Here is a 15359-nt window from a genome sequence, read left to right as displayed (position 1 = left end):
ACGAATAAAATAATGACATTATAAATTCCCAACTATCTACTTTATCTGTCATTCAGACGACCTCTTTCCGCAGATTTCCGATTTTTCAACCTCAAGCTATTTATATGGCTTGTTTGTTAAGGCTTTGTACGTTTCAAATTTGGAGAATCGATGTGAATTGCGACTGCATCGCCCATATCCGTAAAACAAACTGGCTCCCGCAGCCTGTCTTTGCAAAGACAGATGGCAGAAAACAGAAATAGCCCGGCTGAGACCTTTGCAAAAATAGTCTGTTAACAAAATTTGACGCATAAAAATGTGCTAAAAAATTTTCAATTGGCTAAAACCTTTCTGATATTGAGAAAAAAAATAGAAGAAATCAGGGAGGTTTCTCATTTTGAAAATGGTATTGAGCATAAAATTTTAATAACTCATGTTATTGCAAAGGTCTCCGGCTGTGAGAATACCCAAGGGGATCTAGATGATGACCTACTACGCCCATTCCGCCCAAGACGAACTCGGCAATCTCTTGCCTTACGAACATTGGCAAACCTTGCAAAGTCATTTGGTAAATGTTGGGGAAATGGCGGCAGAGTTTGCTCGAGTATTCGGTGCGCAGGAAATTGCCCGCCAGACGGGACGGCTTCATGACTTAGGGAAATATTCGGAAGCCTTTAATCACCGATTGCATGGTGGCTCTCCAGTTGATCATGCTACCGCCGGAGCCAAAATTGCAGTCGAGCGTTGGGGAAATGTTATCGGCAAACTGATGGCGTTTTGCATCGCAGGGCACCATGCCGGATTAGCAAATGGAAATGGAGAAGGCGATAACCGCCACACGTTAAAGGATCGTTTAGCCTTGCAATTTGGCGCAGATATTCCCGCCCTCGATAACCTGTGGCAACAAGAAATCAAACTCCCTCAAAAACTGCCTGCACCTCCACTTAAAGCCGATGCGCATCATCCTTTTTTCTCATACGCCTTCTTCACCCGAATGCTCTATTCTTGCTTGGTGGATGCTGATTATCTTGATACTGAAGCCTTTTATTCAAACCTAGAAAACAAAGCCGTCAAGCGCGGCGATTATCCTAAGTTAAACGCCTTACAACACAATTTCAATCAATTCATCAACGATTTCAGACGACGTATCGCCCAAGCTACAGCGCAAACCGAAGCCGAAAAACGTAATGCCGCCTTAAACCGCCTGCGCAGCGAAATTCTCGATCATGCCGTAGAACAAGCGACACAACCGCAAGGGCTGTTCACGCTCACCGTGCCGACGGGCGGCGGCAAAACGTTCACTTCCATGGCATTTGCGCTGGAACACGCCAAACGGCACGGTATGCGGCGCGTGATTTACGTCATCCCGTTTACCAGCATCATCGAACAAAATGCCGCCGAATTCCGCAAAGCCTTTGGCGAATTGGGCGAACAAGCCGTGTTGGAACACCACAGCACCTTCGACGATGGCAAACTGCAAAATGAGGCCACCAAAGACAAATTGCGCCTTGCCTCGGAAAACTGGGACGCGCCGATTGTCGTGACCACCGCCGTGCAATTCTTCGAATCCCTCTTTGCCGACCGCTCCTCGCGCTGCCGCAAGCTGCACAACATCGCAGGCTCCGTCATCATCCTCGACGAAGCGCAAATGCTGCCGCTCAGTCTTTTGCTGCCCATCATGCAAGCCATCAAAGAATTGGCGAAAAACTACCGCTGCAGCGTCGTCATGTGCACCGCCACCCAGCCAGCTGTGCAAGCCGAAAACGGCTTCTATCGCGGCTTTGAAAACGTGCGCGAAATAGCCCCAAAACCGACCGCACTTTTTGACAAACTGCGCCGCACCACCGTGCAACACATCGGCACACAAACCGACGCCGACCTGCTCGACAAACTTACCGAACACCCACAAATGCTCGTCATCGTCAATAACCGCCGCCACGCCCGCAGCCTGTACGACCAAGCCAAACACCTTGACGGCACGTTCCACCTGACCACCTTAATGTGCGCCAAACACCGCAGCCAAAAACTCGATGAAATCCGAGGCCGTCTGAAAAAGGACGAACCCTGCCACGTTATCGCCACCTCCTTAATTGAAGCCGGCGTTGATGTGGATTTTCCGCTGGTGATGCGCGCCGAAGCAGGTTTAGACAGCATTGCCCAAGCCGCAGGACGCTGCAACCGCGAAGGCAAAAGGCCGTCTGAAAACAGCTTTGTCTGGATATTCGCGCCTGAAGAACAATGGAAAGCCCCGCCCGAACTTGCCGCCCAAGCCGCCGTTATGCGCCTGACCGCCGACAGCTTTTCAGACGACCTCTTATCCACCCAAGCCGTCGCCGCCTACTTCGCCGAGCTTTATCAATTAAAAGGCAGCGAACTGGACAATAAAAAAATCCTGAAAATGCACAACGATACAGGGCAAAACCTCGATTTCCCATTCCAAACCATCGCTGATAAGTTCCGCATGATCGAAAGCCATATGCAGCCGCTGATTATTCCGTTCGATGTCGATGCCGAAAACCTCATTAGCAGCCTGCACCACGCCGACCACATCGGCGGGCTGCTACGCAAACTGCAACCCTATACCGTCCAAATCCCCGAAAAAGCCCTTGCCGCTTTATATAAAGCAGGACGTATTGAACCAATTAACGAGAAAAACTTCGGTAAACAGTTTTATACGCTGATTGGGCTGGATTTGTATGATGAAGTGGCGGGATTGAGTTGGGAGGATAATGCTTTTATCAAAACTGAGAATTTAGTTTTTTGAGTAAACTAAGTGCTGAGATGGGTAGATGTATTACTACTCTTATTTTAGATATTTATTAACTTAACCAAAGGAAAAAATTATGGATATTTCCCCTGATAAACAAAATATAGATAAAGTTTTTAGTAATACTCAATATTACATTGATTTTTATCAACGTGAATATAAATGGACACAAGAACCAGTAAAAAGGTTGTTAGATGATATTTTTTATAAATTTAATGAAGTCTACCAACAGAATAGTAGCTTGCCTCCTGATGAACAAGTTATTGACAGTAAATATCCGTGGTATTACTTAAATACTTATGTAACTAATACCATAGATGGAAGGGTTTATGTTGTAGATGGACAGCAACGATTAACAACTTTAACTTTGATCTTATTAAACTTGTATCATAAGGCGATCGCTAATAAGAGTGAGCTATCTGATTGGGTAAAAAGTAAAATATTCGGTCAATCAGGCTATAAGAAAACTTTTTGGATGAGACATGAGGCTCATTTGTTAACGCTGGAGGCATTATTTGAAGAGCAGATTGACGAAGCACCAACAAATAGTGGACTAACTGCTGAAAATATGGTTAAAAACTATAAGGTAGTTAAATCTTGGCTAGAGCAAAATATAGATGGAAAACATCAATTAGAAACATTTATATTTTATTTTTTACGTCGCTTGGTATTGATTAATTTATCTGTAGAACAGACAGATGTTCCTATGGTATTTGAAGTTATTAATGACCGAGGAGTACGCTTGAAGCCTTACGAAATTCTCAAAGGTAAGTTACTTGGACAAATTGATAAGATTATCTTGGATAAGAAGCAATATAACCAACTTTGGGAAGATAAAACTCGTGCAATTAATCAGTTATCTGATGATGAGACCGATCGTTTTTTCCGTTTTTATTTAAAAGCCCGTTTTAGTCAAAATCGTAGTGATGCTAAACGTTATGACGGCGATTATCATCGATTAATGTTTTCAAGTGAGTTTCAGCAAAATTTAAAACTGGATCATAATCCACAAGGTGTTATGGATTTCTTGGATAACGATTTTACTTATTATGCAGATTTATATGTGAAACTATCAACTCATCTTAAAAAAGATGAAATAGGTGGATTTGCGTTTAACCGCTTGAATGACATTGATGGTGTATTTTTATTGGGGCTGTCAGCCTGTAAGATTAATGATGAGAAAGAAGAGGAGAAAATTAAAAAAATTGCACTAGAAACAGACAGACTGTTTTCTTTACTGCAACTTCAGAGCGTTTATGAAAGTAACGACTTCCAAGAGGCATTACATAGGATTGCAGCAAGCATTCGCAATGCTGATAACAACGAAATTATCCGTTCTGCATTCGATAAAGAGCTGAAGGACGCATTAAAAGATAAAACAACATCTGAAGAATCAATGATCTATTCCTTATTTAAAACGACAGGAGATAATTTAAATACCCGCTTTAAACGCTATTTCTTTGCTCGGGTAGAAGGATTTCTTGCAGAGCAGTTTAATGTAAAAATGCGGCATACTTATGAAGATTTGGTTACAAAAACAGGTGCTAAGAATGGTTTTCATATCGAGCACATCCTATCTCGAAATGAAGAAAGCCAAAAACATTTTGAAGATGAAGATACTTTTCTTGTTGAAAGAAATAGATTAGGTGGAATTTTGTTATTAAAAGGAAAAGATAATATTTCTAGCAGCAATGAGGTTTATCAACAAAAATTAAAAACTTATTCTGGCACTTTGCTTTGGAATGAGACATTGAGAGAGGATTTCTACAAATCTAATCTTGATCTGGAACGGTTTAAGAAAGAACACGAATTAAACGAATTAAAGGCAATTAATGAATTTGATCGAAATGCATTAGAAGAACGCCATATGCTGTTATTTAAAATTGCCAAAATGATTTGGGCTTAATAGAAAGGATTAGGTCAATAAGCAAAAGTGCGGTCATTTTCGCTAACGTTTCAAAACGTTGTCTGAAACCGCACTTTCCAACCAAAAGGAGAACCAAATGAACCAAATCCGCCTACACGTTTGGGGCGATTATGCCTGTTTTACCCGTCCGGAGATGAAGGTGGAGCGGGTGTCTTATGATGTCATCACGCCGTCGGCGGCGCGCGGGATTTTGGCGGCGGTGCATTGGAAGCCGGCGATTCGGTGGGTGATTGACCGGATTTATGTGTTGAAGCCGATTCGGTTTGAGTCGGTGCGGCGCAATGAGTTGGGTGGCAAGATTTCGGCGGGTAAGGTCAGCGGCGCGATGAAGCGCAAGAATGTTGCCGATTTATATACGCTGATTGAAGACGATCGCCAGCAGCGCGCGGCGACGGTGCTTAAAGACGTGGCTTATGTGATTGAAGCCCATGCGGTGCTGACGGCAAAAGCAGGCGCGGATGAGACCGTTACCAAGCATATCGAGATGTTCAAACGCCGTGCGAAAAAGGGGCAATGCTTTCAGCAGCCTTGTTTGGGCGTGCGTGAATTTCCTGCCGATTTTGCGTTGATTGACGAAGGCGAGCCGCTGCCGCCGTCGGCGTTATCGGAAAACGAGGTAAACCGCGATTTAGGCTGGATGCTGCACGATATTGATTTTGACCACGGCAACACGCCGCATTTTTTCCGCGCACAAATGAAAGAGGGCGTGATTGATGTGCCGCCGTTTTACGCCGAGGAGGTGAAAGCATGATTCTTGCGTCCCTTGCCCGCTATTACCGCCGTTTGGCAGCGGAAAACGATGAAATGGGTAATCCGAAAGTACCACCTTATGGCTTTAGCGAGGAGAAAATCGGCTGGATTTTGGTGTTGGATAAAGAAGGTCGCCTGAAAACCGTTGTGCCGAATCTGACTGCCGATAAAAAGCCGCAGCCGAAGCTGATGAGTGTGCCGCGCCCTGAAAAACGCACGTCGGGCATCAAACCGAATTTTTTGTGGGATAAAACCGCCTACGCGCTTGGCGTAGAAGCCAATAAAAACAAAGCCGAAGCCAAAGAAAAACCGTTTACGCCGTCTGAAAAAACCTTTGACGCCTTCAAGCAATACCATCTCGATTTACTGCAAAACAGCGACGATGAAGGCTTGCAAGCCTTGTGCCGTTTTCTGCAAAACTGGCAGCCTGCACATTTCGCTGCCGAAAATCTGCCTGCCGAAATGCTCGATGCCAACATCGCATTTTCTCTTGAAAAACCGACCGCACTTATTCATAAACGCGAAGCCGCGCAAACCTTGTGGGCAGGCTGCCTGAAAAGCGACGAGGCGCTTGAGGGCTTGTGCTTGATTAGTGGCGATACAGCCCCGATTGCACGGCTGCATCCTGCGATTAAAGGCGTGTTTGGCGGACAAAGCTCCGGCGGTTCGATTATTTCGTTCAACAAAGAAGCCTTTGCCTCTTTTGGCAAGGAGCAAGGCGCAAATGCCCCTGTTTCCGAACAATCCGCCTTTGCCTACACCACTGCGCTGAACTATCTGTTGCGCCGCGAAAATAATCACTGCCTGACCATCGGCGATGCCAGCACGGTCTTTTGGGCGGAAGCGGACGATAACGCCACGGCGCAGGCTGCCGAAGGCTTTTTCGCGCAAGTGTTCACGCCGCCGGATGACGAACAAGAAAGCGCCAAAGTTTTCAACGTATTGGAACAAATTGGCAAAGGTCGTCCGCTGCAAGAAATTGCGCCCGAACTCTCTCCCAATACCCGTTTTTATATCTTAGGGCTTGCCCCCAATGCCGCGCGGATTTCTGTTCGCTTTTGGCTGGACACCACGTTTGGGCAATTGGCGGAAAATTTGGCGCAGCATTGGCAAGATTTAGCCCTTGAGCCTTGCGCGTGGAAAACGCCGCCATCTATTTGGCGACTCTTATTGCAAACTGCCGTATTGGGCAAAAGTGAAAATATCTCGCCCGTATTGGCAGGTGAAATGACCTGCGCCGTGATTTGCGGCACGCCGTACCCCTTAAGTTTGCTGTCGCAACTGATTACCCGAATCCGCGCCGACGGCGATGTAAACGGACTGCGCGTGGCAATGATGAAAGCCGTATTAGAGCGGCGTTTTAGAAAAGGTTTTATCGAAGAAGGAGTTCCTATGAGTTTGAACAATGAAAGCCCGAATCGCGCCTATCTTTTAGGGCGGCTGTTTGCCGTGTTGGAGCGCATTCAATATCAGGCGTTGGGCGAATTAAATGCCGGTATTGCCGACCGTTATTATGGCTCTGCATCCGCCGTGCCGTTTTCGGTTTTTCCGCGCCTTTTGTCGGGTGCAAAACACCATTTGTCGCGTTTGCGTAAAGACAAAGCCGGCATGGCGGTGAATTTGGATAAAGATTTGGGCGAAATCATTGCCAAACTGCCCGAAACCTTTCCGCGCCATTTGAGCATTGACGAGCAAGGCCGCTTCGCCATCGGCTATTACCACCAAAAACAAGGCTATTTTGCCAAAAAAGAAACCGCTGAAACCATTGAAAACTAAGGAGCTAGAAAATGTCTGCCATTCAAAACCGCTATGAATTTGTTTACTTTTTTGACGTAACCAACGGCAACCCCAACGGCGATCCCGATGCGGGCAATATGCCGCGTCTTGATCCTGAATCCAGCAAAGGCTTGGTAACCGATGTCTGTCTGAAGCGCAAAATCCGTAATTTTGTAGAAATCAGCAGCGAAAACGAAGCCGGTTACGAAATCTACGTTAAAGAAAAAAGCGTGTTAAACCTGCAAAACAAACGCGCTTATGAGGCACTCGGAATTGAGTCGGAAGCCAAAAAACTGCCAAAAAACGAAGCCAAAGCCCGCGACATTACCGCATGGATGTGTAAAAACTTCTTCGACATCCGCACCTTCGGAGCTGTGATGACCACCGAAGTCAACAGCGGACAAGTGCGCGGCCCGGTACAACTGGCGTTCGCCCAATCCATCGACCCGATTGTGCCACTGGAAGTTTCCATCACCCGCATGGCGGTAACCAACGAAAAAGACTTGGAAAAAGAACGCACAATGGGGCGCAAATACATCGTCCCTTACGCGCTCTACCGCGTGCACGGCTTTATCTCCGCAAACCTTGCCGCTAAAACCGGTTTTTCAGACGACGACTTAGCCAAACTCTGGCAATCCCTGCAACTAATGTTTGAACACGACCGCTCCGCCGCCCGTGGCGAAATGGCGGCACGCAAACTGATTGTTTTTAAACACGACAGCGCACTCGGCAGCCAGCCTGCACATAAACTGTTTGACGCCGTAAAAGTCGAACGCGTAAACGGCGAATCAGGTACGCCCGCAAGCGGTTTTGGCGATTACAAAATCAGCGTGGTTTCAGACGGCCTCAATGGCGTGAGTGTGGAAGAACTGCTTTAAAAACACTTAAAAAGATGACCGCACTTTTAGCCGAAATCCAAAGGGAAAATCAGGACACGCGCCTGATTCCCCTTTCGGCCCTGCAACACTACGCCTTCTGCCCGCGTCAATGCGCCTTGATTCACAATGAGCAGGCGTGGGCGGAAAATTATTTGACCGCGCAAGGCAAGGCGCTGCATGAGCGGGTGGATTCGGGCGAGCCGGAAACGCGCAAGGGCGTGCGCTTTGAGCGGACGGTGCATGTTTCGGCGGAAAAATTGGGCATCAGCGGCGTGTTGGATTTGGTGGAAGTGGAAACGAAAACAGGTCGTCTGAAACCTGTGGAATACAAACGCGGCAAGCCCAAACCCGACCCGATGGACGAAATCCAGCTTTGCGCCCAAGGTTTGTGTTTGGAAGAAATGACGGGGCAAACCGTCTCTGAGGGCGCGCTGTGGTACATGCAAACCCGCCACCGCGTCCCCATCATATTTTCAGACGACCTACGCGCCCAAACACTCGCCACCATCACCGCCGTGCGTGAACTTCTAAACAGCGGCCAAACCCCGCCGCCCGACTACGGCAAACGCTGCAAAGCCTGCTCGCTGGTGGAAATTTGTCAGCCGGAGCTGCTGGGGAAATGGGATAGGAGTGTGGGGTATGTGGCGGGGTTGTTTGGGGAATAGTGATTTTAGATTATTTAATAGAGATGAGATTATGAAAATAATGAGTTATATCATTACACATGATTATGGCTTTGCTCCTAATCCTTATGGTGGCTTTTTAACTCTCGCCACATGCAAACCCAAAATAAGAAATAGTGCAAAAATAGGGGATATTCTTGTTGGAATAGGCTCTAGCACAGGAGCTTATAAAAATCGATTGATTTATGCAGCTCAAGTATCGGATGTAGTGAATATGAATGAATATTTTGAAAATCCCATATATCAAGTTAAAAAACCAAGTGATGAAAATATTTTAAGAAGAAAAGGAGATAATATCTATTATAGAGAGAATGGAACTTGGACTCAGTTAAATAACCCTTTCCATGATGAAGGCAATATGAGCCATGATTTGAATTCTACGAATGTTCTAATATGTAAAGATTTTTGGTACTTTGGAAACAAAGCACCATTATTACCTGAAAATTTCCTTGGTATCGTTAAGAAAGGACCTGGTCATAAAAACATAAATGACCACATTTTAGTGTCTAGTTTTTTAGATTGGTTGGCGGTATATGAAAAAGGAATTTTTGGTAAGCCTAGTAGTTTAGAAAATAGATAGGAATACACCCATGCGCAAACTGCAAAACACGCTCTACATCACCACCCAAGGCAGTTATCTGCATAAGGAGCGGGAGACGCTGGTGGTGGAGCAGGAGCGTAAGAAGGTAGCGCAGTTGCCGGTGCATTCCATCGGGCATATTTTCTGTTTTGGAAATGTGCTGGTGTCGCCTTTTCTGCTGGGGTTTTGCGGCGAAAATAATGTGAATTTGGCGTTTTTTACGGAAAACGGGCGTTTCTTGGGACGGCTTCAAGGGCGGCAGAGCGGCAATGTGCTGCTGCGTCGGGCGCAGTATCGGGTGTCGGAGCAAAATCCTGTGCCGATTGCGCGCAATATCATTGCGGCGAAGATTCAGGCGAGTAAGCGGGTGCTTCAGCGACAGATTCGCAATTACGGCGAGAATGCGGCGATTCAAAGTGCGGTCGATGCTTTGAACATTTCGCTGCGGCAGTTGAAGGGCGCGGCGGAGCTGGACGTGGTACGCGGCATTGAGGGCGATGCGGCGGCGCGTTATTTCGGAGTGTTCGGGCAACTTTTGAGCGAAAAAAGCGGCTTTATTTTTGATGGGCGCAACCGCCGTCCGCCCAGAGACGGAGTGAACGCGCTCTTGTCGTTTGTGTACAGTATTTTGGGCAAGGACATCAGCGGCGCGCTGCAAGGCGTGGGGCTGGATCCGCAGGTGGGTTTTCTGCACGCCGACCGACCGGGGCGCGACAGCTTAGCGCAAGATATTTTGGAAGAATTCCGAGCATGGTGGGCAGACAGGCTGGTGTTGTCGCTGATTAACCGAGGGCAAATCAAACCGCAGGATTTCGTTACCGAGGCAAGCGGCGCGGTGAGCTTAAAAGCGGAGGCGCGTAAGCTCGTGTTCCAAGCCTTGCAGGCGAAAAAGCAGGAGAAAATCGTTCATCCGTTTTTAGGCGAGGAAGTGGAAATCGGGCTACTGCCGTATATTCAGGCGATGCTGTTGGCACGGCACTTGCGCGGAGATTTGGCGGAATACCCGCCGTTTTTGATGAGATAGGTTTGCAGGTCGTCTGAAATCGGGTTGGATGTTTTCAGACGACCTCTAAAGCAGCCTGTACATGGGAATACAAAATGCTAATGCTGATTACTTACGATATTTCGCTGGAAGACGCAGAAGGGCAGGCTAGGCTGCGGCGCGTGGCGAAATTGTGTCTGGACTACGGCGTGCGCGTGCAGTATTCAGTGTTCGAATGCGACATCGCGCCCGATCAGTGGGTTGTTTTGAAAGACAAACTTCTGAAAACCTACAATCCCGAAACTGACAGCCTGCGCTTTTACCATCTGGGCAGCAAATGGCGACGGAAAGTGGAACACCACGGCGCAAAACCGGCGGTAGATGTGTTTAAGGATACGTTGATTGTGTGAATCGCCAACCTGTAGTTCTCATGAAAATGCGGCAGGGTTGGCGAATTGGGATTGTTCTTTAACAATCAGGATATTGCGAATGCGGGTGTAACGGACAAGGCTGTGTTATACTCGCGTTCACGCTTTTCTTGAGAGTTTAGCGAAATCGGGGCTGCGAAACCTGATGGAGCAAGGCTTTTGAGAGAGGCGCCAGCTGCCTTCGGGCTGCTGTGTGTTGAAACTATGGAATTGGGTTGTGCCCATCCCCACCAGAGCCAGCTGCCTTCGGGCTGCTGTGTGTTGAAACGCCGCACCTGATGCATTTCTTAGAGCGTGTTCATAGTCTTCGTAGCAGGACTCCCAAGAAAGCCAAAGCTACCATTTGCAGACTGGTACTCAACTTACGCTCGCAGTTTTTCCAAAGCCGCCTGTTCTTTTCCAACCAGGAAAAGCTGCGCTCTACTACCCATCGCTTCGGCAATACTGCAAAACGGTGCAATTCGTTTCGTTTGGCAATCTCTACCTCCGCACCAATCAACTCCTGTACCGACGAAGCAAATGCCTTACCCGTGTAACCACCGTCAGCAAGGATTTTTTGTATCGCACCAAGATTATCCCGCCCATGTTCCAATGCCACCAGGCAGCCTTTTCTATCCGTAACATCCGCCGTCGTTACCGCAAGGGCATGCGGCAAACCTTGCGTGTCAACCGCTATATGTCGCTTGATACCGCTAACCTTCTTGCCCGCATCTTAGCCTTTTTCCATGGCGGTATCCGTGTTCTTCACACTCTGCGCATCAATAATCAGGAAAGTAGTTGCTTCATGGCGCCCCTGCTTGCGGCGCTGCGCAACTACCTGATTTTTTTAATGCTTCCTCAAGGATGCTGATACCACTCTCGCGTGGTTCGGTCCATCTCTGGAAGTAGGAATGCACGGTGCGCCATTTGGGGAAGTCGCCCGGCAAAGCGCGCCAGGAGCAGCCAGTGCGTTGCAGGTAGAGAATGGCACAAAAGACATCGTACAAGTCCACCTGGCGTGGCGCTGTGTGTTTACGGGCACTTTCCAGCAGGGGAAGGAGAGGCGCAAATTGCTCGCGACTGATATCGCTTGGGTAGGTTTTTCTGTTCATGCCGATAGTTTACAGCAGAGGCTGAGACAATGAACACGTTCTTAGTCGTCATCACCCAGCTGCCTTCGGGCGGCTGTGTGTTGAAACCGCTTCAAGGCTTGTCAGTGATTCGACTGCCATCCCAGCTGCCTTCGGGCGGCTGTGTGTTGAAACGATGACCTCGCATTTGATTGACGGGGACGATGTGCCAGCTGCCTTCGGGCGGCTGTGTGTTGAAACAAAAACGTCCACAGCGTAGACTGTCAGGACGTCTCAGGTTTCGCTAACCATATGTCGAAACCAGACTGTGTTTTACTGATTTAAACCGTCTTTAACCATTTGCTTCTTGATGGTTATGTCTGAAAAATTATCTGTGGAATAGGAAATCGTCAATCCATCAAATCTCTGTCTTTCAGACGACTGTAATCGGATTTGTTCTGTTCTGATCAAATCAGATTTTCCAGCTTCGGGCTGTCGGATAAATTTGATGCAATGCAGGATTTGATTGGCAAGGGGCTGGATAAAAATGGCAGCTTTGTTATAATAAAACTACTGGCAGTTACATACTTTTCTTGGCATTGCGCCGTTTTATTCATATTAACGAAAGAGGAAAACAAAATGTTTCCGGAATATCGCGATTTAATTTCCAAATTAAAACAAGAAGACGCCCACTTCGCCCGTCTGTTTGACGAGCATAATGAGTTGGACGATAAGATTACAGGTTTGGTTAATAATCCTGTTACCAGCGGTTCTGAAGAAATTGAGGAGCTGAAAAAAGCCAAATTGAAACTGAAAGACGAGTTGTACGCTCTGTTGCAAAAGGCTTCAGGCAAGTAATCGGGATTTGAATAAGGTCGTCTGAAAACCGGATTGGGGTTTTCAGACGACCTTTTGTTTGTTTAAACAGTTTGAACCAATGCTTCAGGCGACTTGTTCGTGCATCGTGTGAAGGCGGCTTTGCGCGGGGTTTTCTTGAAACCATTTCAACTCGTCGCGCAGGGAAACGACTTCGCCGATGACGATCAGCGCGGGGCGCGGGGCGTTTTCTGCCAGCTCGGACAGGTTTTTCAGACGACCTGTCACGACGCTTTGGTGCGGGAGCGTGCCGTTGGAGACGATGGCGACGGGTGTGTCGCCGCTGCGTCCGTGCGCCATCAGTTTTTCGGCGGTTTCGGCGGCTTTGAGCGTGCCCATATAGACGACCAGGGTTTGGTTGCTTAGGGCGAGCGTGCGCCAGTCGGGTTGGTGGCCGTCGTGTTTGCTGTGCCCGGTAACGAAGAGCGCGCTTTGGGCGCAGTCGCGGTGTGTCAGGGGGATGCCTGCGTAGGCGGTCGCGCCCAGTGCGGCGGTGATGCCGGGGATGATGCGGTAGGGGATGTTTGCCTGCCGCAAGACTTGGGCTTCTTCGCCGCCGCGCCCGAAAACGAAGGGGTCGCCGCCTTTGAGCCGGACGACGCGCAAACCTTGGCGGGCGTATTCGACCAGGAGGCGGTTGGTTTCTTCTTGTTGGACGTGGTGCGAGCCTCCGCGTTTGCCGACGCTGATTTTGTCCGCGTCTTTGCGCACCATGCTTAAGACGTCGTCTGAAACTAAAGCATCGTGGAACACAACATCCGCCGCCTGTATCGCCTGCAAAGCATGCAAGGTGAGCAGCCCTGCGTCGCCGGGGCCTGCGCCGACAAGGACGACTTCGCCTTTTGCCGCGCCGAAGCCGTCAAGCTGCGCGGCAAGTTCTGCTTCGGCGGCATCAAGGTTGCCTTGGGCGGCGAGTGCGTTAAAGCGGCTGTCGAACAGGTTTTCCCAAAAACGGCGGCGGTTTGCCGTGCCTTTGATTTTGGCTTTGACCGCGTTGCGCCATTTGCCGGCGAGTGCCGCCATTTGACCGGTGTGCAGCGGGATGAGCGTTTCGATGATTTGCCGCCACTTGCGCGCCAAAACGGGAGCGGTTGCGCCGCTGGAGACGGCGATTTTGAGCGGGCTGCGGTCGATGACGGCGGGGACGGTGAAGGAACACAAATCCGCAGTATCGACGGTGTTGCAGAGCTTAGCCCGCCGCTCCGCCGCTTGGAAGATGCGGCGGTTGAAAGCGTAATCGTCGGTGGCGGCGACGGCGAAAAATACGTCGTCCAAATAATCCTCGTGAAATTCGCTGCCCAGCCATTCGATTTTGCCTTCCTCCGCCCATTTTTGGAAAACGGGATTGAGTTCGCGGGCGACAACCCTGACCGCAGCCCCTGCCTGCAACAGGCTTTCGGCTTTGCGTTCCGCCACTTTGCCCGCACCCGCCAGCAGGACGGGGCGGCCGTTCAAATCGGCAAACAGGGGATAATGGTTCATGGCGTGTTCTCTTATTAAGCTATCGTTCCGCCCATCTTAAAATCCCGCAGGCTTCGGCGGAAAGAATGGTTTTTGCTTATCTTATCGAATTTGGTTATATGTGCCGTTTCCGTTGTCGCGCGGCAAAAAGGTCGTCTGAAAACGCCAATCCCTTTTCAGACGACCCCGCCAATATAACGAAATCATCTTTGCTTCAAACAAACCATTCTTTCCGTTTTTCAGACGACCTCTTTAGAGTACCGCCTATCCGAGTTTTGCTAAAGAGAACAATATGTCTATTCAAAACCACCACCTAGACTGGCTCGAAGCCGAGTCCATCTACATCATCCGCGAAGTCGTTGCCGAAGCGAAAAATCCCGCGCTGCTGTTTTCCGGCGGCAAGGATTCCGTCGTTTTGCTGGCGCTGGCGGTCAAAGCGTTCAAACTCGAAGGCCGCCCGCTCAAGCTGCCGTTCAAGCTGCTGCATATCGATACGGGGCACAATTATCCCGAAGTGATTCAGTTCCGCGATGAAACCGTGGCGCGCACGGGCGTGCAACTGGTGGTCGGCAGCGTCGAAGATTCCATCAAAAAAGGCACGGTTGTCCTGCGCCGCGAAACCGATTCGCGCAACGCCGCGCAGGCGGTGACGCTGGTGGAAACCATTGAAGAACAAGGCTTTGACGCGCTGATGGGCGGCGCGCGGCGCGATGAGGAAAAAGCGCGGGCGAAGGAGCGGATTTTCTCGTTCCGCGACGAATTCGGACAATGGGACCCGAAAAGCCAGCGTCCCGAACTGTGGTCGCTCTACAATACGCGGCTATTCAGCGGCGAAAACATGCGCGTGTTCCCCATCTCGAACTGGACGGAACTCGACATCTGGCAATACATCGCCCGCGAAAACCTCACGCTGCCGCCGATTTATTACAGCCACAAACGCGAAGTCGTCGAACGCGGCGGGCTGCTCGTCCCCGTTACCCCGCTGACGCCGAAACGCGAAGGCGAAGTTTCCCAAATCCGCGACGTGCGCTTCCGAACCGTCGGCGACATTTCCTGCACCTGCCCCGTAGCCAGCACCGCCGCCACGCCCGAAGACATCATCGCCGAAACCGCAGCGGCCACCATCTCCGAACGTAGCGCCACACGCATGGACGACCGCGTGTCGGAAGCAGCGATGGAAGAGCGCAAAAAGGCGGGGTATTTTTGAGCGGAGCTGCAGGCGA

13 protein-coding genes and 1 pseudogene are annotated in these 15359 nt (G+C 49.3%); 12 read left to right on the top strand and 2 right to left on the bottom strand.

Features of this window, described 5'->3' with window-relative positions; translation table 11 throughout:
* Window positions 1–460 precede the first annotated feature (460 nt).
* The 9 genes from cas3 to cas2 all read left to right on the top strand — a co-directional run bounded on the left by cas3 (window position 461) and on the right by cas2 (window position 10732).
* Window positions 461–2743: a CRISPR-associated helicase Cas3' gene (cas3, locus tag RSJ68_05980; GenBank protein WNU98261.1), complete on the top strand. Its 2283-nt coding sequence runs from the start codon at window positions 461–463 to the stop codon at window positions 2741–2743.
* 79 nt (window positions 2744–2822) lie between these two features.
* Window positions 2823–4652 carry a DUF262 domain-containing protein gene (locus tag RSJ68_05975; protein WNU98260.1) on the top strand — a complete coding sequence of 610 codons (1830 nt, stop codon included), beginning with the start codon at window positions 2823–2825 and terminating at the stop codon, window positions 4650–4652.
* A 97-nt stretch (window positions 4653–4749) separates the two neighbouring features.
* Window positions 4750–5424: a type I-C CRISPR-associated protein Cas5c gene (gene cas5c / locus RSJ68_05970; GenBank protein ID WNU98259.1), complete on the top strand. Its 675-nt coding sequence runs from the start codon at window positions 4750–4752 to the stop codon at window positions 5422–5424.
* Window positions 5421–7199, top strand: coding sequence for a type I-C CRISPR-associated protein Cas8c/Csd1 (cas8c, locus tag RSJ68_05965; protein WNU98258.1), 1779 nt, complete (start codon window positions 5421–5423; stop codon window positions 7197–7199). Before cas5c ends, cas8c begins: the two co-directional genes overlap by 4 nt.
* A gap of 11 nt (window positions 7200–7210) precedes the next feature.
* Entirely contained in the window at window positions 7211–8077 is an 867-nt protein-coding gene (cas7c, locus tag RSJ68_05960) for a type I-C CRISPR-associated protein Cas7/Csd2 (GenBank protein ID WNU98257.1), read from the top strand.
* Window positions 8078–8091: 14 nt separating this feature from the next.
* Window positions 8092–8742, top strand: coding sequence for a CRISPR-associated protein Cas4 (cas4, locus tag RSJ68_05955; GenBank protein WNU98256.1), 651 nt, complete (start codon window positions 8092–8094; stop codon window positions 8740–8742).
* 40 nt (window positions 8743–8782) lie between these two features.
* On the top strand, window positions 8783–9340 hold the full coding sequence (locus tag RSJ68_05950) for a hypothetical protein (protein ID WNU98255.1): 558 nt from the start codon (window positions 8783–8785) through the stop codon (window positions 9338–9340).
* A 10-nt stretch (window positions 9341–9350) separates the two neighbouring features.
* Entirely contained in the window at window positions 9351–10364 is a 1014-nt protein-coding gene (cas1c, locus tag RSJ68_05945; GenBank protein ID WNU98254.1) for a type I-C CRISPR-associated endonuclease Cas1c, read from the top strand.
* A gap of 74 nt (window positions 10365–10438) precedes the next feature.
* A complete protein-coding gene (cas2, locus tag RSJ68_05940; GenBank protein WNU98253.1) occupies window positions 10439–10732 on the top strand; it encodes a CRISPR-associated endonuclease Cas2 in 294 nt (97 codons plus the stop codon).
* A gap of 316 nt (window positions 10733–11048) precedes the next feature.
* On the opposite strand, the pseudogene RSJ68_05935 reads toward cas2, so the two are convergent.
* A pseudogene (locus tag RSJ68_05935) lies at window positions 11049–11841 on the bottom strand (IS5 family transposase).
* 29 nt (window positions 11842–11870) lie between these two features.
* On the opposite strand from RSJ68_05935, the gene RSJ68_05930 reads away from it, so the two are divergent.
* Window positions 11871–11999, top strand: coding sequence for a hypothetical protein (locus RSJ68_05930; protein ID WNU98252.1), 129 nt, complete (start codon window positions 11871–11873; stop codon window positions 11997–11999).
* A gap of 439 nt (window positions 12000–12438) precedes the next feature.
* Window positions 12439–12657 (top strand): YdcH family protein, encoded by a 219-nt coding sequence (locus tag RSJ68_05925; protein WNU98354.1) that lies wholly within the window; start codon window positions 12439–12441, stop codon window positions 12655–12657.
* 84 nt (window positions 12658–12741) lie between these two features.
* On the opposite strand, the gene cysG is transcribed toward RSJ68_05925, so the two are convergent.
* Window positions 12742–14157, bottom strand: coding sequence for a siroheme synthase CysG (gene cysG, locus RSJ68_05920; GenBank protein ID WNU98251.1), 1416 nt, complete (start codon window positions 14155–14157; stop codon window positions 12742–12744).
* Between the two features lie 271 nt (window positions 14158–14428).
* Between cysG and cysD the strand changes: the two genes are divergently transcribed.
* Window positions 14429–15343: a sulfate adenylyltransferase subunit CysD gene (gene cysD / locus RSJ68_05915; GenBank protein WNU98250.1), complete on the top strand. Its 915-nt coding sequence runs from the start codon at window positions 14429–14431 to the stop codon at window positions 15341–15343.
* The last annotated feature ends 16 nt before the right edge of the window (window positions 15344–15359 follow it).

Source organism: Neisseria sp. DTU_2020_1000833_1_SI_GRL_NUU_006, from assembly GCA_032388755.1.
GTDB lineage: Bacteria > Pseudomonadota > Gammaproteobacteria > Burkholderiales > Neisseriaceae > Neisseria > Neisseria sicca_C.
Note: the sequence above shows the minus strand (reverse complement) of the source record. Positions and strands in the feature narration are given on the sequence as shown.